Source organism: Actinomadura flavalba DSM 45200, assembly GCF_000374305.1.
GTDB lineage: Bacteria > Actinomycetota > Actinomycetes > Streptosporangiales > Streptosporangiaceae > Spirillospora > Spirillospora flavalba.
The window spans coordinates 1357137-1382264 of sequence record NZ_KB894093.1 but is presented as its reverse complement, the minus strand read 5'-3'; the positions used below and the strand labels follow the sequence as shown (position 1 = coordinate 1382264).

23 protein-coding genes are annotated in these 25128 nt (G+C 71.1%); 11 read left to right on the top strand and 12 right to left on the bottom strand.

Annotated elements, in window-relative coordinates; all coding sequences use genetic code 11:
* The first annotated feature begins 96 nt into the window (after nt 1-96).
* Together C229_RS0106250 and C229_RS0106245 are read left to right on the top strand one after the other, a co-directional pair.
* On the top strand, nt 97-1536 hold the full coding sequence (locus tag C229_RS0106250) for a CCA tRNA nucleotidyltransferase (protein ID WP_018654223.1): 1440 nt from the start codon (nt 97-99) through the stop codon (nt 1534-1536).
* On the top strand, nt 1533-2849 hold the full coding sequence (locus C229_RS0106245; RefSeq protein ID WP_018654222.1) for an adenosylmethionine--8-amino-7-oxononanoate transaminase: 1317 nt from the start codon (nt 1533-1535) through the stop codon (nt 2847-2849). The genes C229_RS0106250 and C229_RS0106245 overlap by 4 nt, the downstream gene beginning before the upstream one ends.
* Here C229_RS0106245 and C229_RS0106240 read toward each other — a convergent pair.
* The 3 genes from C229_RS0106240 to C229_RS29635 are packed head-to-tail and all read right to left on the bottom strand — an operon-like array spanning nt 2838 to nt 5446.
* Nucleotides 2838-3707, bottom strand: coding sequence for a phosphotransferase (locus C229_RS0106240; RefSeq protein WP_018654221.1), 870 nt, complete (start codon nt 3705-3707; stop codon nt 2838-2840). The genes C229_RS0106245 and C229_RS0106240 overlap by 12 nt on opposite strands.
* Nucleotides 3708-3712: 5 nt before the next feature.
* Nucleotides 3713-4969, bottom strand: a complete 1257-nt coding sequence (locus C229_RS0106235) for an MFS transporter (protein WP_018654220.1) — start codon at nt 4967-4969, stop codon at nt 3713-3715.
* 36 nt (nt 4970-5005) lie between these two features.
* Nucleotides 5006-5446, bottom strand: a complete 441-nt coding sequence (locus C229_RS29635) for a MarR family winged helix-turn-helix transcriptional regulator (protein WP_018654219.1) — start codon at nt 5444-5446, stop codon at nt 5006-5008.
* A 114-nt stretch (nt 5447-5560) separates the two neighbouring features.
* Between C229_RS29635 and C229_RS0106225 the strand changes: the two genes are divergently transcribed.
* Complete coding sequence (locus C229_RS0106225) at nt 5561-5989, top strand: DUF6069 family protein (RefSeq protein WP_018654218.1); 429 nt, start codon at nt 5561-5563, stop codon at nt 5987-5989.
* Between the two features lie 11 nt (nt 5990-6000).
* Here the strand turns inward: C229_RS0106225 and C229_RS0106220 are convergent, their stop codons facing one another.
* The 5 genes from C229_RS0106220 to C229_RS32630 all read right to left on the bottom strand — a co-directional run bounded on the left by C229_RS0106220 (nt 6001) and on the right by C229_RS32630 (nt 11738).
* Nucleotides 6001-7677, bottom strand: coding sequence for a cation:proton antiporter (locus C229_RS0106220; protein WP_026313491.1), 1677 nt, complete (start codon nt 7675-7677; stop codon nt 6001-6003).
* Between the two features lie 53 nt (nt 7678-7730).
* Nucleotides 7731-8612: a Scr1 family TA system antitoxin-like transcriptional regulator gene (locus tag C229_RS0106215; RefSeq protein ID WP_018654216.1), complete on the bottom strand. Its 882-nt coding sequence runs from the start codon at nt 8610-8612 to the stop codon at nt 7731-7733.
* A gap of 95 nt (nt 8613-8707) precedes the next feature.
* Nucleotides 8708-10468, bottom strand: coding sequence for an ABC transporter substrate-binding protein (locus C229_RS0106210; RefSeq protein WP_018654215.1), 1761 nt, complete (start codon nt 10466-10468; stop codon nt 8708-8710).
* Nucleotides 10469-10773: 305 nt separating this feature from the next.
* Nucleotides 10774-10953, bottom strand: coding sequence for a DUF397 domain-containing protein (locus tag C229_RS0106205; protein WP_018654214.1), 180 nt, complete (start codon nt 10951-10953; stop codon nt 10774-10776).
* Entirely contained in the window at nt 10950-11738 is a 789-nt protein-coding gene (locus C229_RS32630; protein WP_155884618.1) for a DUF5753 domain-containing protein, read from the bottom strand. Before C229_RS32630 ends, C229_RS0106205 begins: the two co-directional genes overlap by 4 nt.
* Before the next feature lie 163 nt (nt 11739-11901).
* On the opposite strand from C229_RS32630, the gene C229_RS29625 reads away from it, so the two are divergent.
* Both C229_RS29625 and C229_RS0106190 read left to right on the top strand, forming a co-directional pair.
* The gene (locus C229_RS29625; protein WP_018654212.1) at nt 11902-12348 is read left to right on the top strand and encodes an ATP-binding protein; all 447 of its coding nucleotides are present in this window, start codon (nt 11902-11904) and stop codon (nt 12346-12348) included.
* Nucleotides 12349-12409: 61 nt separating this feature from the next.
* Entirely contained in the window at nt 12410-12577 is a 168-nt protein-coding gene (locus C229_RS0106190) for a MerR family transcriptional regulator (RefSeq protein WP_081639803.1), read from the top strand.
* Between the two features lie 126 nt (nt 12578-12703).
* Here C229_RS0106190 and C229_RS0106185 read toward each other — a convergent pair whose 3' ends face one another.
* Nucleotides 12704-13783, bottom strand: coding sequence for an inositol-3-phosphate synthase (locus C229_RS0106185; RefSeq protein WP_018654210.1), 1080 nt, complete (start codon nt 13781-13783; stop codon nt 12704-12706).
* A gap of 83 nt (nt 13784-13866) precedes the next feature.
* Nucleotides 13867-14478 (bottom strand): PadR family transcriptional regulator, encoded by a 612-nt coding sequence (locus C229_RS0106180; protein WP_018654209.1) that lies wholly within the window; start codon nt 14476-14478, stop codon nt 13867-13869.
* A 725-nt stretch (nt 14479-15203) separates the two neighbouring features.
* Here C229_RS0106180 and C229_RS29615 point away from each other — a divergent pair.
* The 3 genes from C229_RS29615 (at nt 15204) to C229_RS0106165 (ending at nt 22242) form a co-directional block, all read left to right on the top strand.
* Nucleotides 15204-17699: a transglycosylase domain-containing protein gene (locus C229_RS29615; RefSeq protein WP_051108874.1), complete on the top strand. Its 2496-nt coding sequence runs from the start codon at nt 15204-15206 to the stop codon at nt 17697-17699.
* Between the two features lie 573 nt (nt 17700-18272).
* Nucleotides 18273-20675, top strand: a complete 2403-nt coding sequence (locus C229_RS29610; RefSeq protein ID WP_018654208.1) for a transglycosylase domain-containing protein — start codon at nt 18273-18275, stop codon at nt 20673-20675.
* Nucleotides 20676-20787: 112 nt separating this feature from the next.
* Nucleotides 20788-22242 (top strand): glycosyltransferase family 87 protein, encoded by a 1455-nt coding sequence (locus C229_RS0106165; protein ID WP_018654207.1) that lies wholly within the window; start codon nt 20788-20790, stop codon nt 22240-22242.
* A 15-nt stretch (nt 22243-22257) separates the two neighbouring features.
* On the opposite strand, the gene C229_RS0106160 is transcribed toward C229_RS0106165, so the two are convergent.
* Both C229_RS0106160 and C229_RS0106155 read right to left on the bottom strand, forming a co-directional pair.
* Entirely contained in the window at nt 22258-22650 is a 393-nt protein-coding gene (locus C229_RS0106160; RefSeq protein ID WP_018654206.1) for a DUF4190 domain-containing protein, read from the bottom strand.
* Between the two features lie 185 nt (nt 22651-22835).
* Complete coding sequence (locus tag C229_RS0106155; protein WP_018654205.1) at nt 22836-23606, bottom strand: deoxyribonuclease IV; 771 nt, start codon at nt 23604-23606, stop codon at nt 22836-22838.
* Nucleotides 23607-23752: 146 nt separating this feature from the next.
* On the opposite strand from C229_RS0106155, the gene C229_RS29605 reads away from it, so the two are divergent.
* From C229_RS29605 to C229_RS0106140, 3 genes are all read left to right on the top strand, one after another.
* Nucleotides 23753-23953, top strand: a complete 201-nt coding sequence (locus C229_RS29605) for a hypothetical protein (protein WP_018654204.1) — start codon at nt 23753-23755, stop codon at nt 23951-23953.
* A gap of 175 nt (nt 23954-24128) precedes the next feature.
* Complete coding sequence (gene rpsF / locus C229_RS0106145; RefSeq protein WP_026313490.1) at nt 24129-24419, top strand: 30S ribosomal protein S6; 291 nt, start codon at nt 24129-24131, stop codon at nt 24417-24419.
* A gap of 40 nt (nt 24420-24459) precedes the next feature.
* Entirely contained in the window at nt 24460-25113 is a 654-nt protein-coding gene (locus tag C229_RS0106140) for a single-stranded DNA-binding protein (RefSeq protein WP_018654202.1), read from the top strand.
* Nucleotides 25114-25128 lie beyond the last annotated feature (15 nt).

Below are 25128 nucleotides of genomic sequence, written 5' to 3'. Positions count from 1 at the left end.
CCGCTACCGTGGATCGGTACGGGAGTGGCGGCGGCGTCCGAGACATCCCCCGGACGAAAAGCGCTCTGTCAGCCTCCGACCAAGGACCTACGCTCGATGGCCGTGCCTGAAGTCAACGCCAGTTCCCGCCGGACCGCGATCACCGACCTGCTGCGCGGTGTCGCGCCCGTCGCCGACGAGCTCGGGGCCAGGTTCGCGGCGGCCGGTCACGAGCTGGCGCTGGTCGGCGGACCGGTGCGCGACGCGCTGCTGCGCCGTCCCACCAAGGACGTCGACCTCACGACGGACGCGCCCCCCCAGACGATCCTGGCGATCATCGACGGCTGGGCGGACGCCGTCTGGACGATCGGCATCGAGTTCGGCACGGTCGGGCTGCGCAAGAACGGCACCGAGCTGGAGATCACCACGTACCGGTCGGAGTCGTACGATCCGAAGTCCCGCAAGCCAGACGTCTCGTACGGCACGTCGCTCGTGGAAGACCTGCGCCGCCGCGACTTCGCGGTGAACGCGATGGCGGCGCGGCTGCCCGGCTACGAGTTCGTCGACCCGTTCGGCGGCCTGGACGACCTCGGCGCCCGGCGGCTGCGCACCCCGGGCCGCCCGCAGGACTCCTTCGGTGACGACCCGCTGCGCATGCTGCGCGCGGCGCGGTTCGCGTCGCAGCTCGGGTTCACGGTCGCGCCCGACGTCGTCGCGGCGATGACGGAGATGGCGGACCGCATCGAGATCGTGTCGGCCGAGCGCGTCCGCGACGAGCTGTCCAAGCTGGTCTGCGGCGCGCACCCGCGCGAGGGCCTGGCGCTGCTGGTCGAGACGGGCCTGGCGGCGCGGGTGCTGCCGGAGCTGCCCAAGCTGCGGCTGGAGATCGACGAGCACCACCGGCACAAGGACGTCTACGACCACTCGCTGATCGTGCTGGAGCAGGCCATCGCCCAGGAAGAGGACGGTCCCGACCTCGTCCTGCGCCTGGCGGCGCTGCTGCACGACATCGGCAAGCCGCGGACGCGCCGGTTCGAGGACGGCGGCCGCGTCTCGTTCCACCACCACGAGGTCGTCGGCGCGAAGATGACGCGCAAGCGGCTGACCGCGCTGCGCTACCCCAAGGACGTCATCGCGGACGTGTCCCGGCTGGTCGAGCTGCACCTGCGGTTCCACGGCTACGGCAACGGCGAGTGGACCGACGCGGCCGTCCGCCGCTACGTCCGCGACGCGGGGCCGCTGCTGGAGCGGCTGCACAAGCTGACCCGCGCCGACTGCACGACGCGCAACCGGCGCAAGGCCGAGCGGCTGCGCCGCACCTACGACGAGCTGGAGGAGCGCATCGCCCGGCTCGCGGAGGAGGAGGAGCTGGCCGCGATGCGGCCCGAGCTGGACGGCAACGACATCCAGGACATCCTGGGCGTGAAGCCGGGCCCGGTCGTCGGCAAGGCGTACAAGTTCCTGCTCGACCTGCGGCTCGACAAGGGCCTGCTCGGCAAGGCGGAGGCCGAGCGGGAGCTGCGCGCGTGGGCGGCCGAGCAGGGGATCGGCTCGTGATCGACCTGCGGCTCGGGCGGATGAGCCCGGCGGCGGCGCAGCGGATCACCGACTTCGACCGCGAGCACGTCTGGCACCCGTACGCGCCGATGCCCGCCGCCGCCGAAGCGCACCTGGTCGTGTCGGCGTCCGGCGTGACGCTGACGCTGGCCGACGGCACCGAGCTGATCGACGGCATGGCGTCGTGGTGGTCGGCGATTCACGGCTATCGCGTGCCGGAGCTGGACGCGGCGGTCACGCGGCAGCTCGGCAAGATGGCGCACGTCATGTTCGGCGGGCTGACGCACCCGGGCGCGGTCGAGCTGGCCGAGAAGCTGGTGCGGCTCACGCCCGAGCCGCTGACGAAGGTGTTCTTCGCAGACTCGGGGTCGGTCGCGGTCGAGGTCGCGATCAAGATGGCGCTCCAGTTCTGGCGGGCGCGGGGCCGTCCGGAGCGGCACCGGCTGCTGACGGTCCGGGGCGGCTACCACGGCGACACCTTCGGGGACATGGCGGTCTGCGACCCGGTGAACGGGATGCACCGGTTGTTCACCGACGTCTTGGCCCGGCACGTCTTCGCCCCGGCGCCGCCGCCCGGCTACGACGCCGAGCCCGACCCGGCGTACCTGGACGAACTGTCCGCCCTGGCGGCCGCGCACGCGGACGAGCTGGCGGGCATCATCGTCGAGCCGATCGTGCAGGGCGCGGGCGGCATGCGCTTCTACGCGCCCGAGTACCTGCGCGCCCTCCGCGACCTGGCCGACGAGCACGGCGTCCTGCTCATCCTGGACGAGATCGCCACCGGCTTCGGCCGCACCGGCGAGCTGTGGGGCTGCGACCACGCCGAGGTCGTCCCCGACGTCATGTCCGTGGGCAAGGCGCTGACGGGCGGCTACCTGACGATGGCGGCGACGCTCTGCACCGACGAGGTCGCGGCGACGATCTCGTCCGGCGAGGGCGGCGCCCTCATGCACGGCCCGACCTACATGGCGAACCCCCTGGCGGCGGCCGTGGCGTCCGCGTCGATCGACCTCCTGGAGTCGCGCGACTGGCGGACCGAGGTCGACACCGCCGAAGCCGTGCTCACCGCAGCCCTCCACCCCGCAGCCGACCTTCCGGGCGTCGCGGACACCCGCGTCCTGGGCGCGATCGGCGTCATCGAGGCGAGTTCGCCGGTGGACGTCGCGGCCGTCCAGGAGATCGTCATGGACCACGGCGTCTGGCTGCGCCCCTTCGGCAAGCTGATCTACACCATGCCCCCCTACGCCTGCACCGAAGACCACCTCGACCACATCGCCGACGCGATGTACGCGGCGGCCGCGTCACTCGGCTGAGGCGGCGCGGAACAGGCCCGCCAGCGACTCGTCGCGGAGGACGGGCCGGGCGGTGGCGTCGGCGTAGGCGGCGAGGGCGGCGGTGATGAAGACGGCGAGGACGCGGGCGCGGATCGCGGTGGCAGGGGAGATCGCGCCATAGGCGTCGAAGAAGGCGTCGCGGGCGGCGGCGTCGAAGGCGCCGTAGACCAGGGAGAGGTCGACGGCGGGATCGGCGCGGCACACGTCGCCCCAGTCGATCACGCCGACGGCGCGGTCGTCGGCCACCAGGACGTGCCGGACGTGCAGGTCGCCGTGGGTCAGGACGAGGCGCGAGGCGTCCGTGCCGACGCGGGCGCCCGCCTCGAACAGCGCCGCGCAGTCGGGCGTGGGGTGGCCCTTCGCGGCCAGCTCGGCCAGCCGGGCGCGGGCCTGCTCGGCGCGGAACACCGGGTCGCCGCGGCGCAGCGGGTCGGCGGGCAGGTCGCCGGGGTCGAGGGCGTGCAGGACGCGCAGGAACGCGCCGACGTCGGCGGCGATCCGCTCGCGGGGGCCGTCGTGGCAGGCGAGTTCCACGCCCTCGATCAGCGGGCCGCCCCAGAACGGCCACGGGAACCGCGCCGAGGGCGCGCCGACGAGTTCGGGCCGGGGGACCGGCAGCGGCAGCCGCCCGGCCAGGCCCGGCAGGACGGCGATCTCGCGTTCGACGCCCGGCACGGCGACCTCCCGGCGCGGAAACCGGACGATCCACGTGTCATCGGCCAGGAAGACCGTGTTGTCCCAGCCGGTCGCGAGCGGCCGGACGTCGGTGAAGCGCGGGCCGAGCAGCGTGCGGGCGAGGTCCGGGGTGACCTCGATCTCGGCGTCCCAGGCGTCCATGCCCGTCAGGCTACGGGGACGGGGCGGGTCGCGGTGCGGTAGGCGAGGGCTCCGGCGGCGTAGGCGGTGACGAGGGCGGCGAGGGTGAGGGGGGAGACGCCGTCGGGCGGGAGGAGGGCGGCGGAGGCGGCGGCGCCGGCGGCGAAGAGGGCGTTGAAGAGCATGTCGTAGAGGGCGAAGACGCGGCCCCGGTAGGCGTCGGTGATCGACTGCTGGAGGATCGTGTCGACGCTGAGCTTCACGCCCTGCGAGACGACGCCGAGCGCGAACGCCCCCACGGCCCAGGGGAGCCGCGTGAACGGTGTCGCGAAGAGGGCGAGCGCGCCCGCGCCCGCCGCGAGGTTGATCGTGATCCACGCCCGCTTGCCGACCCGCTCGACCGCCCACGGCGTGATCAGCGCGGCGACGAAGAAGCCCGCCCCGGAGAAGCCCAGCATCGCGGCGAACGTGGTCATTCCGGCGTCGGCGTCGCCGCCGGTGAAGTGGTTGCGGCACAGGAGCAGCGTCATCATGAGCACCACCCCGTACAGCAGCCGGTGGTAGCCGATGGCGGCGAGCGCGAAGGCGCCCTGCCGGTGCGAGGCGAGGTATCGGACACCGTCGGCGAGGCCGTGCGCGACGTCCCGGACCGCCGCGCGGGGCGCGTCGTCGGGTCCGAGGTCGGGCAGCCGGGTCGCGATCGCGCCCGCCGCGAGGAACAGCGCGGCCGTGGCGAGCAGGATGACCGCCGTCCCCTCGGCGCCGCCGCCGACGACGGCGCGCAGCCCGTAGCCGATCCCGGCGCCCGCGAACGCGGCGATCGTCCCGGACGTGACCGTGAACGCGTTCGCCGTCACCAGGCGGGGCGCGTCCACCACGTGCGGCAGCGACGCCGACAGCGCGGCGAGGAAGAACCGGTTCACGCCGAGCACGATCAGGACGGCCGCGAAGAACACCGCGCCGTCGTCGCCGGACGCGACCAGCACGGTGACGCTGAGCACCAGCAGGGCCCGCACGACCGGCGCCCACACGAGGATGCGGCGGCGCGCCCAGCGGTCGATGAGGACGCCCGCGAACGGTCCGAGCGCCGAGTACGGCAGCAGCGTGACGGCGAACGCGGCGGCCGCCTGCCCGGCGGACGCCTGGCGTTCCGGGGAGAAGAAGACGTATCCGGCGAGCGCGACCTGGAAGACGCCGTCGGTGAGCTGCGACGTCAGCCGCGTCGCGTACAGGCGGCGGAACGCGCGCACCCGCACGATCGCGGCCAGCTCGCTCGCTCTCACTCCCTCACTCTACGGCCACGATCACCATGATCTTGCTCAGACCTGGGCATTCTCGGCACGGTTCGCGTGCATGGCCGCGAGCAGGTCGCGGAGGCGGCGCCGGTCGCCGTCGGGCAGCGCGAAGACGGACCGTGCCTCGGCGCCGCTGCGGCGGCGCAGTTCCGCGCGCCGCCGGACGCCCTCCTGCGTGAGCACGACGCGCTTGACCCGCCGGTCGGCCGGATCGGGCTGCCGGACCACGACGCCGAGCCGTTCGAGGCCGTCCACGATGCCGGTGACGTTGGACGCGTCGCAGCGCAGCAGTTGGGCGAGGTCGCGCATCGGCGCGGGCGCGTCGAGGTGGTGCAGCGCCATGGCCTGCGTGGGCGTGAGCCCGAGATCGGTCGCGGCGATGTTGAACCCCTCCCGCAGCATCCCGGCGGTGGCGAAGACGAGGTCGGCCAGCTCGGCGATGTCCGTTTCGGATGCTGCGTCCATGGCGAGGATTCTACGCGGCTCTTTGTGAACGTCGATTGTTGAGTTACTCCAGTAAAACGCCTATGCTCCTCGATAGTTGACCAACTCAATCAATGAGTAAAACCAGGAGCTCCCATGGCCACGCCCGCCACCGCCACCGCCCCCATGTCCGCAGGCACCCGCCGGGGCCGCCGCGCCCTCGGCGTCGTCGGCGCGACGCTCGCCACCCTGCCCGTCTGGTTCGTCGGCGAACCGATCCTCGGCCACGACCTCAAATTCGACCAGCCCGGCCATCCGACCACGGACCTGGACGGCTTCGCGTTCATGCTGTTCGCCGCCGTGTCCTCCCTGCTGGGCTGGGCCCTGCTGGCCGTCCTCGAACGCGTCGTCCCGGCCCGCGCCGCGCAGATCTGGACGATCACCGCTCTCGTCGTCCTGGTCCTGTCCTTCCTGCCGTCCCTCGCCATCACCGCCACGGCGGGCACGAAGGCCGTCCTGATCGTCGCCCACATCGCCGTCGCCGCCGTCCTCATCCCGGTCTTCCGCACCACGACCCGCCGCTGACGCGCGGCGGGTCAAGCGTCGGGGAGAAGCTGGTCCAGGGTGATCTCCTCGCGGTCGAGGGTGTGCTGGGCGTGGTCGAGGGCCTCGGAGCTGTAGAGGCCGTTCGTGCGGTTGGCTATGAGCGTCGCGCGCTGGGCCGAGAGGACCTCTTTGCGCAGGTCGATGTAGGTCTGGCGCGCGTCTTCGAGCCGGGGGCGGTCCTCGGGGGGAGGGTCCTGGATGAGGCTGTCGGCGCGGACCTTGTCGAGGACCGGCGCGGGGGCGTCCCGGGCCGCGTCCAGAACCCGGCGGCCGCTCTCGGAGAGTTCCTGGACGAGGTCGGCGTACTCGGCGCGGAGCTGGGCCGGGTCGTCGCCGGGGACCTTCGCGGCCCGGATGACGCCCGGCAGCGAGAGGCCCTGGACGAGCAGCGTCGTGGCGGCGACGACGAACGCGATCAGGATGAGCTGCGGACGGTGCGGCGTGGCGGGGGGCAGCGTCATCGCGGCCGCCACGGTGATCGCGCCGCGCATGCCGGACCAGCCGAGGACGAGCCCCGCCCGCCTGCCGAGCCGGTGGCCCGACAGCAGCCGGACGTCGGCGGACGCCTGGGCGACGCGCTGCTCGAAGCGCTCGCGGCGGCCGCGCCTCCAGGCGGGCGCCTCGTCGTCGGCCAGCCACTCCTTGGCGCGTTCGAGCCGGAACGTGCGCCGCCGCTCGTCCCGGCGCATCCCGCCGACGAGCGGGGCGACGTAGGCGAGCCGCAGCACGATGACGACGAGCGTCGCCGCCAGCCCGAGCAGCACGCTCTGCCCGACGCTGACGTGCGCGGCGTCCACGTCCTCCACGAGCGGGTGCAGGACGAGGCCCATGAACAGGAAGATGCCGCTCTCCAGCAGGAACGCGACGGTGCGCCAGTTCGCCGCCTCGGCCAGCCGGTCCACGGCGCGCAGGTGGCGGGGACCGAGGAACCCGGTGACGACGCCCGTCACGACGACGGCCAGGACGCCGGAGGCCCCCAGCTCCTCGGCGGGCAGGAACGCGACGAACGGGACGACGAACGAGGTCGCCGTGTTGAGCACGGGGTCGTTCAGCCGCGCGCGGACGCGGACGCCGAGGTGCGCGACGGTGAACCCGATCACCGTCGCGACCGCGACCGAGTACACGAACTCGCCCGCCACGCTCCACAGCGACACGGCACCGGCGGTCGCGGCGATGGCCGAGCGCAGCAGCACCAGCGCGGTCGCGTCGTTGACGAGCCCCTCGCCCTCCAGGACGGTCAGCAGCCGCGACGGCAGCCCGAGCCGCCGCCCCATGGACGTCGCGGCGACGGCGTCGGTCGGGCTGATCACCGCGCCGACGGCGAACGCCACGGGCCAGCTCAGCCCGGGGACGAGCATGTGCAGCAGGGCGCCGGTGGCCAGCGTCGTCACGACGACGAGCACGACGGCCAGCCCGAAGATCGGCTTGAAGTTCCGCCGGAAGTCGTTGGCGGGCATGTTGACGGCCGCCGAGTACAGCAGCGGCGGCAGCACGCCCGCCAGCACCCAGTCCGGTTCGACGTGCAGGTCGGGGATGTCGGGGACGAACCCGAGCCCGGCCCCGATCACGACGAGGCTGAGCGGCGCCGCGAGGCCGAGGCGGTCGGAGAACGCGGCCACGGCGACGAGACTCACCACGCCGGCGACCAGGACGAGCGTCACGTTCATGCCCATATCTTGCGCCCGCCGCGTCCCTGCCGTCGCAGCGCCCCCGGCGAACGTCAGCCGCGCGCCCGGGTCTCGCCCTGGAGCGGCAGCGCGAGCGTGCGGGGGTCGGTGAGCCTGGCGAGCAGGAGCGCGCGGCTGTCCGCGACGCTCGCGGCGATCTCGCGTTCGATCTCCTCCCAGTGCTCGGTCTGGTCGGGGATGAACCGGATGCCGACCGCGTCGGGCGCGAGGCTGATCCGGTCGCCGACGCGGGGGAACGCCAGCACGTCGAAGGGGTTGGCGTAGTGCTCGTAGGGCGTCGTGTCCTCGGGGACGAGCCGGACGCGGAAGCCGCGCCGGTCGGACAGGTCGAGCAGGTGCCGGACCTGCTCGGTGAGGACGTCGCGGTACGGGATGCGGTTGAGCGTCCAGGCGTCGATGATGATGTCGACGAACCGGCCGGGGATGCACGGCCGCCGCTGGCGGTGGTCGAGCAGTTCCCACGCGGCGCCGGGGTCGAGGCCGCCGTCGAGGTGGTGGGGCGCGGCGGCCTGCCCGGCGCGGCGGGCGTAGCGTTCGCACTGGGCGAGGTCGGGGATGCGGTAGGTCCCGTAGGTGCGGATCTCGGACGCTTCGGCCTCGGAGATGAGCACGTCGCGCAGCAGCGGTTCCAGTTCGTCCAGGTACGGGACGATCCAGGCCGGTCCGTAGGGCCGCTCGGCGAGGTCGATCATCACGCCCGCGACCTTCGCCGCCCGGACCCCGTAGCGCTCCAGCATCCGCTCGACGTCGGCCGGCGTCGGCCACGCGAACCCCGTCTCGACCCGCGCGAGCCAGTCGGCGTCGCATCCGAGCACTGCGGCGGCCTGCCCGTAGTCCAGTTCGACGATCTCTCGCGTCCGCCGCAGGTAGAGCCCGAGGCGCCGCGCGTTGATGTTCGGGTCTCGACCGTCCATCGCGTCCCTCCACTGGGGTGTCCGTCCCCCCAGTCTCCGCACCCCGCCTCCGCCGCGCGGTCGTTCGGTGTTACCTCCGGATTTGTGACGTCACGTCAGTCGGCCAGCCACAGGAGCGAGTAGTCGTAGGTCGCGGCGGTCGGGAGGAACTTCGCGTTGCGGACGCGGGACGAGCGGAAGAGCGTGTGCGCGCGGTCGAGCAGGGGGACCAGGGCGGCGTCGTCGATGATCTCGCGGTCGGCGGCCTGCCAGGCGGACGCGGCGGCGGGCGCGGTACGGGCGTTGAGGGCCCGGTCGATGAGGGCGTTGACGCGCGGATTGTCGTAGCCGCCGAAGTTCGTCGTGGACCGGGTGCGGGCGCGGCCGTCCAGCAGCGGCTGGATCGTGCTGCGGCCGTTGTTGCCGTACCAGTCGGGGTTCCAGCCCGGGGCGGCGATGTCCCAGCGGCCCGCGCGGGCCTGCGACGGGTCCATCAGGGTGGTGCGGTAGAAGGTGCCGCCCGCGTCGGCGCGCAGCGTCGTCTCGACGCCGCACGCCTTGAGGTTCGCCGCCAGCGACTCGGCGATGCGGCGGTGCACGCTGTTCGTCCGGTACGGGAACGTCAGCTTCAGCGACGGATGACCAGCGGCGGCCAGGCGGCGACGGCACTCGGCCGGGTCGCCCGCGTCGCCCGGCGTCGCGGAGACCGTGGACGGCGCGTACCCGACGTTCCCCGGCGGGATCACCGTGTACAGCGGACGCGCCACCGACGGCCCACCGACGATCTTCACGAGCGTCGCCCGGTCCACCGCGTACTGCAACGCCCGCCGCACCTCCCGCTTGGCGAGAGCGCCGTCGTTGTTCGGGCTGCGCAGGTTGAACACCAGGAACGGGCTCGTCGACGGCGCCCGCCGGATCGCGAACCGGGGGTCGTCGCGGACCCGCGACAGCGCCGACGCCGGGACGGGCTGGTCCCACGCGAGGTCGGCCGCGCCCGACTCGATCTGCTGCTGGACGGCCTCGGGCGCGTCCTGCCCGAACGTGATGCTGACGCGCGCGACATGGCGGGACCGCAGCGGATCGGTCGCCGCGTCCCACGCCGGGTTGTGCGCCAGCGTGATCGACTGGCCGGGGCGGTACTCCGCGACGCGGTACGGGCCGTTGGCCAGCGTCCGCCGCCGGAAGTCGGGGGAGTCGGGGACGAGCCGGTCGTACTCGGCGGGCGCGGCGGCCGTCGCCTGGAGGGTGAGCAGGTGCAGGAAGTCGCTGGCGGGCCGCTCCAGCCGGAAGACGAGCGTCCGCGCGTCCGCCGCCCGCACGCCCGGGACGTCGTGCTCGTTCTGGTAGGCGGCGATGGCGGCGGCGTTCCGCGCGTCGACCTTCGCGAACCCGGCGCAGTACGCGGTCATCCCGCGCAGCGTCCCGGCGAAGTACCCGGCGCTGGATGACGGCGCCGCCGGGTTGCACAGCCGCTTGAACCCGCGGACGAAGTCGGCCGCCGTCACCTCCCGAGCCGGGGAGGTGTTCCACCGCACCCCGGCGCGCAGCCGCACCCGGTACGTCCGTCCGTCGGCGGACACGCCGCCGTTCTCCCGCGTCGGCATCGCGGCCGCGACGTCGGGCCGGACGGCCGCCGACTCCGTGAAGTCGTCCGACGCCCGGTTGCCGAACAGCGTCCGCGCGAACAGCCGCGTCAGCCCGTACGTCCCGACGCTGTTGACGCTCGCGGTGTCCAGATGTTCCACGTCCGACGAGCCGACGACGCGCAGCGTCCCTCCCTGCCGCGCGCGGCCCTGGTCGGCCCCCGCCGAGTCGCTTCCCGAGCATCCGGCCAGCACCAGGAGAAGCCCCGCGCACCCCGCCGCCGTCTTGAGCATCGTCCGCCTCCGCGGTCGGTTCGTCATCACCCGCAGTGCCACAGTAGGCCCGGAGAGTGACGCAAGCCGGTACATCACGAAAAGCGGAAGCCCCCGGCGGGCCGAAGAGGCCGCCGGGGGCTCACCGGAGCAGGAACGCTGCCCCGCACGGCCCGACGTCGCCGCGCCGGAGGCCGATCGACCCCGTACAGGGACTCACCGCCCCGCACGTGCCGGAGAACCCTCTGCCCGTCCTTACAGAGCGAAAGGACGGGACACCGGGCTTCTTTCTACGTTCTTGGGGCTTTGTTGCGGGTCAGGCAGCCTCAAAGGCCACGCAGCGCGTCCGCGAACCGGCGGAAGTCCGCCCGGCCGACGAGCAGCGTCCCACCGTCACGGTTCTTGGTGTCGCGGATCGCGACCGTGCCAGGGACGTTGGCGACCTCGACGCAGTTGTCGCCTTCTTCGCTGCTGCGCTTCGACTTCTTCCACGACAGTTCATTCAAGGAATCCACAGCTTCCGCCTTTCTTCAACGAACGCACGGGAGTCCGCCACGTTCAGCGCTTCGGAGTGGAGTGTAGCGAAGACCCCGTGTGCCTGGTTGATCCTGGCCTCGTCGACGTAGGTTGATCCGCCGATCAGCTCTTCTTCGAAGAGCATCTCCGAACGGTCTGCTTGCGTGGCGATGGCAAAGCTCACTTTTGCGCCCGGATACCACCCGCAACGGGAGACCTGGAGAATGACGCGGGGCCGGTGTGACATGTCGAGCAGGAAGCCGCACTGCTCTTCCATCACCGCCGGTGAGCCGATCTCGCGGTTCAGCACGCTTTCATCTATGACAGCGTGCAGAAGCGGCGGGTTCGGCCGGAAGAGGATGCTCTGTCGCGCCTTCCGGCTGGCAAGCTTCCGCTGGTCGCCGCCGAGGATAACGCTCGCATAGGCGTCCGTCTGCAACAATCCGGGAACCAGACGCCATTCGTAGGAGCTGACGCTTTCGGCGGTGCCCTCTAGTTCGGGGTACTGGCCGTAAAAAACGGGGAACGACGACTCTGAGACGAAGCGGTTCCACGCCCTGATGATCTCACCGTTGGCGTTCAGCAACCCGTCCAACTTCACGGCGTCCTCGAAGAAGCACTTGAACCCACCGAGTTCGAGTCCGCTCAACCAACCGCGCGACCTGTTGAGCGTACGCGACAGCGCGACCCCTGAGCCTGAATACGAGGACCGTTCCCGAAAGTCCCGCACGACCGCTCCGAACCGCACGTGTCCTGGCTTGCGCTCACGCGCCATCAAGATCACCTCCTGTGCGTCCAACCGCGTCTAACGACGTACACCCCGTGTGAGCGTCGCTCGTTGTGTGGTGAACGTTACAGCCAGCCATGCCACTTTGGGACTCGAAACAGCCAATCACCACTCAGCGAGCGCGGGAGCGGTCAGGCACGGAGGTACGGCGATGATCAGGACGGTGACCAGTCCGAACAGAACCGGTCCGGGGATCATGAGACTTCTGCACAACGATCCCCACAAGATCGCGGATGTGCGTTGCGACGCGGAGAAGTGGGCCGCCGATCAGGGGCTCATGTCTGACGTCATCGACTCGGTGCTGATCATCGTCAGCGAACTGGCGACGAACGCGCTGCGCTATGCGGCCGGTCCGGGAATCTTCGTTCAGCTCTGCGCCGTGCGGCTCCCGCCCGATGACGCCTGCGGTGTGTGGATCGAGGTGTGGGACGACGCGCGCGATGTCATGCCCGACCGGCAAGAGCCGGACCACATCGCTGAATCGGGGCGCGGACTGTTCATCGTCGATCAGATCACCGGCGGGTTCTGGGGCGCCTACGCCCGCCGCGACGGAAAGGGGAAGGCCGTTTGGGCAGGGCTCAAGATCCCGGCCACATGACGACGCGGGAAGCCACCGACGACAAGGAGAAAGCGACGTGAACGGCGAGCCCATGCAGATGATGAAGACGAAAGAGGTCGCGCGGTTGTTCGGCGTCACCCCCTACACGGTGGTGCGCTGGACCCGCAGGGGCTTCCTGACGGCCGGGTCCACCCCGTCCGGGCATCTGCGGTTCGACCGCGCGGAGGTCATGCGGTTGTACCGGGGAAGCAACGGAGACGAGGTATGACCGGGGGACACGGGCGCACCTTCCGCGTGCGTCCTTGTCCCCCCAACAAGACGACCCCCGGTGCCTGTTCAGAGGGGAAGGCACCGGGGGTCCGCCATGCACGGCGTCGGCGGGTCGGCCGAGCCGTTACCGCTCGATGTCGCCGCGGATGAACGCTTCGACGGCCTCGCGGGCCTGGTCGTCGTTGTACTGCTCCGGCGGGGACTTCATGAAGTAGGAGCTGGCCGACAGGATCGGGCCGCCGATGCCGCGGTCCTTGGCGATCTTGGCGGCGCGGACCGCGTCGATGATGACGCCGGCGGAGTTGGGGGAGTCCCAGACCTCCAGCTTGTACTCCAGGTTCAGCGGGGTGTCACCGAAGGACTTGCCCTCCAGGCGGACGTAGGCCCACTTGCGGTCGTCGAGCCACGGCACGTGGTCGGACGGGCCGATGTGCACGTCGGCCTTGGCCATCTCGTGCGGGATCTGCGACGTGACCGACTGCGTCTTGGAGATCTTCTTGGACTGGAGGCGCTTGCGCTCCAGCATGTTCATGAAGTCCATGTTGCCGCCGAAGTTGAGCTGGTACGTGCGCAGCAGCTCGACCCCGCGGTCCTCGAAGAGCTTGGCCATGACGCGGTGGGTGATGGTGGCGCCCACCTGCGACTTGATGTCGTCACCGACGATCGGGACGCCCGCGTCGACGAACTTCTGGGCCCACTCGGGGTCGGAGGCGATGAACACCGGCAGGGCGTTGACGAACGCGACCTTGGCGTCGAGGGCGCACTGCGCGTAGAAGCGGTCGGCCTCCTCCGAGCCCACCGGCAGGTACGACACGAGGACGTCGACCTCGGCGTCCTTGAGCGCCTGCACGACGTCGACCGGGGCGGCGTCGGACTCCTCGACCATGTCGAGGTAGTACTCACCGAGGCCGTCGAGGGTCTGGCCGCGCTGCACGATCACGCCGGACGGGGGGACGTCCGCGAACTTGATCGTGTTGTTCTCGCTCGCGTGGATGGCCTCGGAGAGGTCCATGCCGACCTTCTTGGCGTCCACGTCGAAGGCCGCGACGAACTCCACGTCACCGACGTGGTACTCGCCGAACTGCACGTGCATCAGGCCGGGGACCCTGGTCTCCGGGGCCGCGTCCTTGTAGAACTCGACACCCTGGACGAGCGACGAGGCGCAGTTCCCCACACCCACGATGGCTACGCGCACCGAACCCATCCGGTTGCTCCTTCTCTGCTTAGGTTGCGCCGTTTCGGCATGCGCGGCGCGTGGTGCGTCCGCGTTCCGAGGGGAGGCCGCGGTCAGCGGTCCATCTCCCGAGGCTTGTCATCCGATGTTCTGCTGGCTAGTTCCTGCTCCGCCCGCTCGCGCCCGATCAGCTCGTTGAGCCACCGGACCTCGCGTTCGACGGATTCGAGCCCGTGGTTCTGGAGCTCAAGGGTGTACTGGTCGACCCGCTCACGGGTGCGCGCCAGGGCGGCGCGCAGCCGCTCCATCCGCTCCTCCAGCCGGCTGCGCCGGCCTTCGAGGATGCGGAGCCGGACGTCGGCGCGGGTGTGCGAGAAGAAGGCGAACCGTACGCCGAACCCCTCGTCCTCCCATGCCGCCGGCCCGGCCTCGGTGAGGAGCTCCTGGAGACGCTCCTTGCCCTCGGCCGTGAGCTTGTAGACGATCTTGGAACGCCGGCTCTGCAACGCGAGCGCCGCGGTCCCCTCCTCGGGACGGTCCTCCATGATCAGCCCTTTGGCGAGGAGCTGCTTGAGGCACGGGTACAGCGACCCGTAGGAGAAGGCGCGGAACATCCCGAGCAGCGTGTTGAGCCGCTTGCGCAGCTCGTACCCGTGCATGGGGGCTTCGTGGAGCAGTCCGAGGACGGCGAGTTCGAGGACCCCCGCACCCTTCTTGCCTGCCATGTCGCCCGCTCCCGCAAGTGCCGATGTCGCGTTCCGATGTATCGAGTCAATGTATCGGCTCGATACATCTGAAAGATACGTAGCGTCGTGCTTCACCGCAAGTCGCCCACAGTGTGACCGGCGTCCCTCGGGTGTGCGGCGGGCTCGTGAATACCAGGAATCCGGGATCTTCCGGGTCGAAGTGTGTCAAAGTTGCGCCTGGAACCATCGGCCGGTACCGCTCGTCTCCCGTCTCGGAGCCGACTTCCGATCACCGACGATCGGGGCGATACCGGACGCTCGGTGCGCACGCCGGTACCCGCTGTTCCCCTCGCGCCACACCCGTCTCCCCCGCAATGGCCCGCGCAGTACCCTTCCGGTCGACGCACCACCCGTTGTCCCCTGTTGATCGAGGTCGCGTGAGTTATCCAAGCCAGCCCCGACCGGAACCCGGGTCGCCGCGGCCGGGCGGACAGAGCCCCCGCCCCGGTCCCGCAGCGTCCGAGCCGGGACCAGGCGCGCCGCCGCCCGGCGGTGCGCGGACGAGTGGTGCGTACGGTGCCCCGCCTCCGGTCGGCCCGCCCCCGGGCGTGCCCGGCGGCCCGGGTGGTCCCGGCGGTCCGGGTGGTCCAGGTGCTCCCGGCGGTCCGAGTGCTCCCGGTGGTCCGGGTGCTCCCGGTGGTCCCGGGCGTCCCGGCCCCGGCGCGGGCGGTTCGAATGCGCCCGGTGGCCCGCCCGGAGGACCGATGCGTCCGCCCGCGCTGCACCGCCAGGGCGGCCCCGGGGCGCCGAACGGCCCCGGCGGACCGGGTTTCCCCGGCGGCCCCGGCAAGCCGGGCGGCCCGGGTGGTCCGGGCGGCCCGGGTGGTCCCGGCGGGCCCGGCGGGCCGGGCGGAAGTGGTCCCGGAGGCCCCGGTGGACCGGACGGTCCGCGCGGCAGGTCGGGTCTCCTCGCCGCGCTCCAGTCCCGTCCGACCGGCTGGCGCCGGTTCCTGCCGTCGTGGAAGCTCGTCGCCGGCGTCGCGTTCCTCGGCGTCGTGACCGTCATCACGGGCGTCTGGGTCGCGTACGCGAAGACGCCCGTCCCGACCACCGCCAACGCCGACGCCACCAAGACGTCCGCGATCTTCTACTACGCCGACGGCAAGCGCGAGATCGGGCGTCTCGGTACGAACCGTGAGATCGTCCCGCTCGACCGTGTGCCCAAGCACGTGCAGGAAGCGGTCATCGCGGCCGAGAACCGCAGCTTCCGCACCGACAGCGGCTTCTCCGCCAAGGGCCTCAGCCGCGCCGTGTGGGCCAACGTCACCGGCGGCGAGGTGCAGGGCGGCTCGACGATCACCCAGCAGCTCGCGAAGAACTACTACCTGACGACCGACAAGACGATGAAGCGCAAGTTCAAGGAGCTCTTCATCTCGGTGAAGCTCGAAGAGGAGCTGGGCAGCAAGGACAAGGTCCTTGAGCTGTACCTCAACACCATCTACTTCGGGCGCAACTCCTACGGCATCCAGGCGGCGTCCAAGTCGTTCTTCGGCAAGGACGTCAGCAAGCTGACCGCCGACGAGGGCGCGCTGCTCGCGGCCGTCATCAACCAGCCCGGCAAGTACGACCCGCGCAGCGAGAACAAGGGCTACCGGGAGATGACCGAGGCCCGGTACCGCTACGTGCTGGACGGCATGCGCATCCAGGGCGTCCTGAACCAGCAGGACTTCGACAAGTTCGGCAAGAAGCTGCCGAAGACCGTGTCCAAGGACGCCCCGGCCGTCTACGGCGGCCAGCGCGGCTACATGATCAAGCGCGCGCTGCTGGAGCTGGAGCGCGACCAGAAGATCACCGAGAAGTCGATCATCGACCAGGGTCTGAAGATCTACACGACCTTCGACTACGGCAAGATGGCGTCGGCCAAGCGGGCGGTCGAGGGCAACATCGGTGAGTCGCCCAAGCGGCTGGCCAAGAAGCGGGTCCGCGTCGGCCTGGTGTCGGTGAACACCAAGAACGGCGAGGTCCAGGCCATCTACGGCGGCCCCAACTACCTCGACCAGACGTTCAACAACATCTGGCAGGGGTCCGCGCAGGCCGGTTCGGCGATGAAGCCGTACGTGCTGGCCGCCGCGCTGACCAAGGGCTACAGCCTCAAGAGCCTGGTGGACGGCCGGTCGGGCGTCGAGTTCAACTACGAGGGCGACGTCGTGCCGAAGGGGCAGGGCATCGCCAAGGGCCTGCCGAACAGCCACTCGGCCAAGGGCGGCATCGACCTGCTCCAGGCGACCAAGGAGTCGAGCAACACCGGGTTCGTCCAGCTCGCCCTGAAGACGAAGATCGGTTCGGTCGCGGACGCCGCCGTCAAGGCGGGCATCCACCCGGACATGGTGAAGCCGTACCGCAACCAGGTCGGCCTGGCGCTCGGCATCAACGACCTGCGTCCCATCGAGCAGGCGGCCGGATACGCGACGTTCGCCAACGGCGGCACCTACCACCAGCCGCATGTCGTCCGCGACGTGAAGAACAAGGACGGCAAGCGGATCAAGCGCCTCAAGTGGAAGAAGGTCGAGGGCGCCTTCTCCCAGGGCGTCACCGCCGACGTGACCGCCGCGCTCCAGGGCGTCGTCAAGCCGGGCGGCACCGCCCCCGGCGCGGCGCTGCCCGACCGGCCCGTCGCGGGCAAGACCGGTACGACGGACAACAACGTCGCGACGTGGTTCGTCGGCTACACGCCGCAGGTCTCCACGGCCGTGACGATGTACAACGACAAGCGCAAGACGCTGATCGTCAACGGCGCCGAGGTGGTCGGCGGCTCGGTCCCCGCCAAGATGTGGAACGCCTACATGCGCGAGGCGACGCGGGGCATGCCGGTCGAGCAGTTCCCCCCGGCGGCCAACGTCGGTGAGCCGCAGTCGTGGGCGAAGAAGTGGACGCCGCCCAAGCGTGAGAAGGGCGACGACGACGACCGCCCGTCGTGGTGCCAGGGCCGTCTCGCCGAGCTGCACCCGCGCTGCCGCGACGACGGCGACGACCCGCCGCGCGGCGACAAGCCGCCGTGCCCGTCGCCGGTGGCGACCGGGGACTGCAACCCCAACAAGCCGCCGTCCAACCCGCCGCCGCGCTGGTGGTGCATGATGCACCCGGAGAACGGGCAGTGCCGGACCCGGCCGAACCGACCGAACCGCCCGGACGGGCAGATGCTGCCGAACCTGGGCCAGTTCGAGACCCGGTTGCCGTTCGACGGGTTCCCGCCCGACTAGCCGGGTCCGCGTCCGGGGGACGTGCTCCCCGGACGCGGAACCTCGGCAAACGCAAGAAAAGCCGTATGTCCGACTAGGTGTGTCAAAGTGGGTAACAGCGAGCAAAACGGAACGTTCCTACGGCCGGGTAGCCGATTCGGCGGCCCGGAACCGGCCACCACCGGACGGTCCGCATCCCCGCGCGCGGCCGCCGGGTCACCCCGTCTCCCGGGCTTGGACCCCCGCGCCGCAGGGCGGGCAGTACCCTCGGACGCTGTACGGCCGTACCCCAGGTGATGAGGTCGCGTGAGTAACGGAAGCCATTTCGGACCGGAGAACGGAGACCCCCGCGGACGGGGCCCTCGTCGTCCGGACGCGGGCGGTCCCGGTCGTCCGGCCCGTCCGGGCGCGCCCGGTGCCTCACCGCAGCCCGGCCGGACTCCGCAGGGTGGCGGACGTCCCGCGCAGCGGGGCGGTGGCGGCTCGCGGGGCACCGCGCCCGGCCGCCGCCGCGCCGGTGGACCCCCGCCCCGGCGCGCGGGCGGACCGCCGCCGCGCAGGCAGGGCGGCCCCGGACCGGCCGCACCCGTACCGATGCCCCCGCCGAACGGCGGCCCCGGCCGTCCGCCCGGCGGCCCGAACGGCCCGGGCCGTCCCACCGGCGGCGGACCCGGTGGCCCCGGTGGTCCGCGCCGTCCCAACGGTCCCGGTGGCCCGAACGGCCCGGATGGCCCGAACAAGCCCGGCGACGACTTCTGGGGCGACGCCGAGCGCGCGCCCAAGGGCCGCCGCAACGAGACGGACCCCGAGAAGACCGGCTGGCGCCGGTACGTCCCGTCCTGGAAGATCGTCGCCATCGCGGCGGCGGTGCTGCTGCTGGCGGTCTGCACGCTGGTCGGCGTCGCGTACGCGTCCACCCCCGTCCCGTCCGGCACGCAGGCGTCCGCCACCGCGCAGGAGACGGTGATCTACTACCGGGACGGCAAGACCGTCCTGGCCCGCCTCGGCACCAAGCGCGAGGACGTCGAGTTCAAGCAGATTCCCAAGCACGTCCGCGACGCCGTGCTCGCCGCCGAGGACCGCACCTTCTACACCGACGGCGGCGTCTCCCCGGTCGGCATCGCCAAGGCGATGTTCCGTTCCGCCGCCGGCGGCGAGGTCCAGGGCGGCTCGACGATCACCCAGCAGTTCGCCCGGAACTACTACGCGGGCCTCAGCCAGGAACGCAGCCTCAGCCGCAAGTTCAAAGAGATCCTGATCTCGGTCCGCGTCGACAGCGAGCTGGACAAGGACGAGATCCTCAAGCGCTACCTGAACACGATCGCGTTCGGCCGCCAGGCGTACGGCATCCAGGCGGCCTCGCGCGCGTACTTCAAGAAGGACGTCAGCAAGCTCTCGGTCGCCGAGGGCGCCATGCTCGCCGCGATGATCCAGCGCCCGAGCTACTTCGTCACCCAGGGCGACGACGACCTGCCCGCCAAGAAGGCGCTGGTCAGCCGCTGGAACTACGTCCTCGACGGCATGGTCACCGAAGGCTGGCTCGACTCCGCCACGCGCGCGAAGCAGAAGTTCCCCCCGACCGCCCGCAAATGGAGCGACGTCCGCGAATCACCGCAGACCGGCTACCTGAAGGAACGGGTCCTCGACGAACTGAAGGACCTGGGCATCGACGAGCAGGCGATGTCCCAGGGCATGCGGATCACCACGACCTTCGACCCGAAGCTCCAGAACTACATGCACGAGCTGATCTCCCAGCTCAAGCGGCAGAAGAACCTCGGTAAGGACGTCCGTTTCGGCATGGCGTCGGTCGACCCTAAGACCGGTGGCGTCGTCGCCGCCTACGGCGGTCCGGGGTACGAGAAGCAGCAGTTCGACGACAGCTTCCACGGCGCGCCGCAGCCGGGTTCGTCGTTCAAGCCGATCGTGCTGGCGACGGCGCTCGACCAGGGCGTCAGCCTCAACACGACGCTGAACGGCGCCTACAAGCGCACGATCGGCAACTGGACCGGCACCAACGACGCCCGGCACGAGAACGGCGTCTACAACCTCCTCCAGATGACGCAGATGTCGATCAACACGGCGTACGTGGACCTCGGGCAGAAGGTCGGGCTGGAGAAGGTCGTCAAGATGGCCAAGGACATGGGCGTCCCGGCGGACACCCCGGGCCTGTCGCCGGAGATCACCGCGCTGCCGCTCGGCACCGCGGGCGTCAGCGCGAAGAACATGGCGTCCGTGTACTCGACGTTCGCCAACGAGGGCAAGCACATCAAGGCCCACGTCATCAGCAAGATCACCGATGCGGACGGCAAGGTCGCCAAGCGGCTGCCGTACAAGGAGCAGGAGGTCTTCTCGCCCGCCGTCGCGGGCGACGCGACCAAGGCGATGCGCGCGGTGGTCACCTCGGGCACCGGCCGGGGCGCGAACCTCGGCAGCCGTCCCGTCGCCGGTAAGACGGGTACGACCGACCGGAACCGCGCCGCCTGGTTCGTCGGCTACACGCCGCAGTACGCCACGTCGGTCGCCATGTGGCGGCAGAACAAGAAGGGCGGGCTCGAATCGCTCACGGGCGTCGGCGGCTACAACCAGATCTACGGTGGCACCGTCCCGGCCGACGCCTTCAAGCAGTTCATGCTCAAGGCGCACGAGGACGAGGAGATCCTGCCGCTGCCCACCCCGGGCAACGTCGGCAAGATCGCCACGTGGGCCGCGCCGAAGCCGCGCCCGACGCGGACCGCGACGCCCAGGCCCGAGCGGACGCCGATGTGCCGTCCGGGTCAGGAGAGCAGCGAGGACGAGCCGTGCAAGCCGCGGCCGTCGGACTCGCCGTCCCCGCGGCCGAGCGGCACGCCGACCGCGCAGCCGACGCCGTGCGTCCGGCCCGGCTACCCGGAGGGCTGCACGCCGACGACGCCGCAGCCCACGCAGCCGGCCGAGCCGCCGTGGTGCGAGGACGATCCGGATCGTCCCGGCTGCTCCCAGCGCCGCGAAGGCGAGTGAGAGCGGGCGGTTTGTACGAATTAGCTAAATAGCGTGCTCCGTGCCCCGGTCCAGGATGGAAACCGGGGCACGGGCGTGTCAGGGGCAAGATCGGGCCCCTAGTCTGCTCCCTATGCCGTCGCCCTCCAGCACTCCGCCCACGGCCGACACCGAACGGCCCCCGCCCAGCCGGTTCGTCCGTCTCGTCCCGGTCCTGACCGGGGTGACGGCCCTGGTCTGCCTGCTCGGCTGGGTGCAGAAGCAGCCGTGCGCCCGCAACGGCTTCGACTTCGTCAAGACGACGACGTACGCCTGCTACACCGACGTCTACCCGCTGTTCTACGGGCGCGGCTTCGCCGACGGCAAACTCGCGTACTTCGACAGCTTCCCCGGCGACGACATCCGCTACATCGAGTACCCGGTCGTCAGCGGCTTCTTCATGCAGGTCGTGACGTGGCTGTCCCAGCCGTTCGGCAAGGACGGCCAGGGCATGGTGTTCTTCAACATCACCGCCGTGCTGCTGGCGCTGCTGGCGATCGTCGCCGTCCTGGCCACCGCGTACGTCGCGGGCCGCCGGTCACTGCGCGTGGGCCTGATGATCGCGCTGTCCCCCGCGCTGCTGCTCAGCGCCTACATCAACTGGGACCTGCTCGCCGTCGCGCTGTCGGCGCTGGCCGTCCTGGCCTGGTCCAAGCGCCGCCCGGCGCTCGCGGGCGCGCTGCTGGGCCTCGCCATCGCCGCCAAGTTCTATCCGCTGCTGTTCCTCGGCCCGCTGTTCCTGCTGTGCGCGCGGTCCGGGCAGTGGCGCGCGTTCGGGCGCCTGTTCACCGGAACGGTCGTCGCGTGGCTCGCCGTGAACCTGCCCATCATGATCTTCGCCTGGGACGGCTGGGTCCAGTTCTACCGCTTCAGCCAGAACCGCGGCATCGACTGGGGCTCGATCTTCTTCTACCTCCAGGATCACGGCCTGGAGTCGGCCGACGAGCACCTCAACCTGCTCGGCACCGGCACGTTCGTGCTGCTCGCCGGGGGCATCGCCGTCCTGGCGTGGGCGGCGCCGCGCCGTCCCCGGCTGGCGCAGCTCCTGTTCCTCGTCGTCGTCGCGTTCATGCTGTCGAACAAGGTGTGGTCGCCGCAGTTCGCGCTCTGGCTACTGCCGCTCGCCGTGCTGGCCCGGCCGAAGCTGCCCGCGTTCGTCGTCTGGCAGATCGGCGAGATCATCTACTTCTTCGGCATCTGGTGGTACCTGCTGTCGGTGAAGGTCGAGGACGAGCCGAGCGACCTGGGCGCGACGGTCTCGGCGGTCCTGTCGCTGGAGGCCCCGCCGGGCGGCATCTCCGACGACGTCTACTACCTCGCCCTGTTCGCGCGGTTCCTGACGGTGCTCGCCATGGCGATCCTCGTCGTCGTGGACATCCTGCGCCCGTCCCTGGACCTCGTCCGCCGTGACGGCGACGACGATCCGGCGGGCGGCGTCCTGGACGGCGCCCCCGACCGGTTCTCCCTGTCGGCCCTGCGTGCCCGCAAGACGAAGGCCCCCGATGTTCCACGTGGAACATCGGAGACCCTGGCCGAGAACCCGGCCTAGAGCCGGGCGCGCGGATCAGTAGGTGCTGGAGGACGCGCCGCCGAAGCCCGCGACGACGCCGACGAACAGCAGGCAGAAGTACAGAATCCAGCCGACCAGGCACAGGTAGCCGAGGATGAGGCCCGCGACGGCCATGCCGCTGCCGGCCTCGCGCGTGCGCTTGATCTGGCCGAGCGCGACGTGCCCGAAGATGACCGCGAGCGCCTGCGGGATGATCAGGAAGCCGAAGCACAGGAAGCTGGCGATGCCGAGCACCAGCGACGTGACCGCCATGCCGTTGTTGCGGGCCACGACCGGCGGACCGCCGCCGCCGTAGTAGTGGTGCTGCACCGGGGCCGGCTGGCCGTAGCCCTGCTGGCCGTAGGGGTCGTACTGCTGCTGGCCGTAGGGGTCGTACGGGTTGGACATGGGCTTCCCGATCGTTCGCGCGCCCGCCGCCGCCTACTGGCCGGACACGTGCGCTGGGGGGTCGGATCTCGGTGGCCAGTGTGACAAGGCGTGGAGGGGTTTGTCGTCACGCTGGTCCGTCGCGATGTTAGATGCCGACTCCGACGTTACGGTTCCCCATGTCCGAATGATGAGAAACGGCCACGTCAGGCCAGGTTGCTCCGGAGCAGGGCGATGTCGTCGGCCTGGCCCGCGCCGGGCGTCTCCACGATGACGGGAGCCCCCGCCGCGCGCACCACGCCGAGGATGAGTTCGGTGCCGATCTCGCCCTGACCGAGGTTGGCGTGCCGGTCGGCGCCCGACCCGAAGGCGTCGCGGCTGTCGTTGCAGTGGACGAGGTCGATCCGGCCGGTGATCGCCTTGATGCGGTCGACGGCGTCGATCAGCTCTTCCCCCGCCGCGTGCGCGTGGCAGGTGTCGAGACAGAAGCCGACCTTGGACTCCAGGTCGGTCACGCCGGACAGGACCTCCCAGAGCCGGGCGATCCGGTCGAACTTGCGGGCCATGGCGTTGCCGCCGCCCGCCGTGTTCTCGATGTAGATCGGGATCGGGGTCTCCAGTCGCTCGAAGACCTTGCGCCAGTTCTCGTAGCCGTTCTCGGGGTCGTCGTCCTTGAGGACGTGCCCGCCGTGCACGATGAGCGCCTTCGCGCCGATGGCGGCGGCGGCGTCGAGCTGCTGCTGGAGCAGCTTGCGGCTCGGGATGCGGATGCGGTTGTTGGACGTCGCCACGTTGATGACGTACGGCGCGTGCACGTAGACGTCGACGCCCGCAGCGGCGACGCCTTCGACGCCCTGCGGCGGCACGGGCTTCTTCCAGCCCTGCGGGTCGCCGAGGAAGAACTGGACGACGTCGGCGCCGCGCTCGCGGGCACTGGCGAGCGGGTTCTCCTGGTCGACGTGGGCTCCGATGCGCATGCCGACGAGACTATCCGCCGGTACCGACAACGGCACCGGAACGCCGGGGCCGGGAAATGTCGGCGGGAGACGGTACGGTCGAACATGGATTCGATGGCGTGCCGTCGGAGGGCGGCCGGGCACAGGCAGGGAAGGGTGAACTCGCGATGACGAACGACGCCGGGTTCGTACAGGAAGACGACGCGGCCCTCGTGGAGGAGCTGTCCGAACTGACGACCCAGACCGCCCGCATGCGCGCCAGGATGGCCGACATCATGGCCGAGCTGGAGCGCCGCCGCTGCACGCGCGGCACCCGTGGCCCGGCGCGGCACCAGCCGTCGTCCGGCGCGCGCGCCCGCACGCCGTGACCTCGTGCGGAGGACGTTCGCGAGCGGGCTCCGCACGTCGCGGACTGTTGGTAGCCTGTACCGGTCTCGCGGTCGGCGCGCCCACCTGGGCGGCGACCCGCCGCGACGGACGCAAGAGCCCTCCTGTCACGGAGAGACCGTGACCGCACCAGTCCAGAGGAGGTAGGGACACAGCATGCGTCGTTACGAACTCATGACCATCCTCGACCCGGCCATCGACGAGCGCACCGCTCAGGCCGCCCTCGACCCGTTCCTGAAGGTCGTCACGACCGACGGCGGCAGCGTCGAGAAGGTCGACATCTGGGGTCGTCGCCGGCTGGCGTACGACATCCAGAAGAAGTCCGAAGGCATCTACGCGGTGGTCGACCTGTCGGCTGAGCCTGCCACGGTCAAGGAGCTCGACCGTCAGCTCAACCTGAGCGAGTCGATCCTCCGTACGAAGGTCATCCGCCCCGAGGTCCACTGAGCCCCGGCTCAGTTCCTCACACCAGCCGGAGCGAAGTCCCATGGCAGCAGGCGACACCGCCATCACGATCGTCGGGAACCTCGTCGAGGACCCGAATCTGCGCTTCACCCCGAGCGGCCAGGCGGTCGCCTCCTTCCGCATCGCCTCGACCCCGAGGTTCTTCGACAAGCAGTCGAACGAGTGGAAGGACGGCGAGTCGCTGTTCCTCACCTGCAACGTGTGGCGGCAGGCGGCCGAGAACGTCGCCGAGTCCCTCACGCGGGGTATGCGCGTCATCGTGCAGGGGCGGCTCAAGCAGCGCTCCTACGAGACCCGCGAGGGTGAGAAGCGCACCGTCTTCGAGGTCGAGGTCGACGAGGTCGGCCCGTCGCTGCGCAACGCCACGGCGAAGGTCAACAAGACCCAGCGCCAGGGTGGCGGCGGCGGCTTCGGCGGCGGAGGCGGCGGCGGTTTCGGTGGCGGCCAGGGCGGCGGTCAGGGCGGCGGCGGCTTCGGCGGCGGCGGCCAGGACGGCGGCTTCGGCGGCGGCGGCCAGGACGGCGGCTACGGCGGTGGCGGTCAGGGTGGCGGCGGCTTCGGCGGCGGCCAGCAGGGCGGCTCCCGCGGCGGCGGCGCCCCGGCCGACGACCCCTGGGCCACCGGCGGCGGAGGCGGTGGCGGCGGCGGAGGCTACTCCGACGACCCCCCCTTCTAACCACCCGCAGGTCCT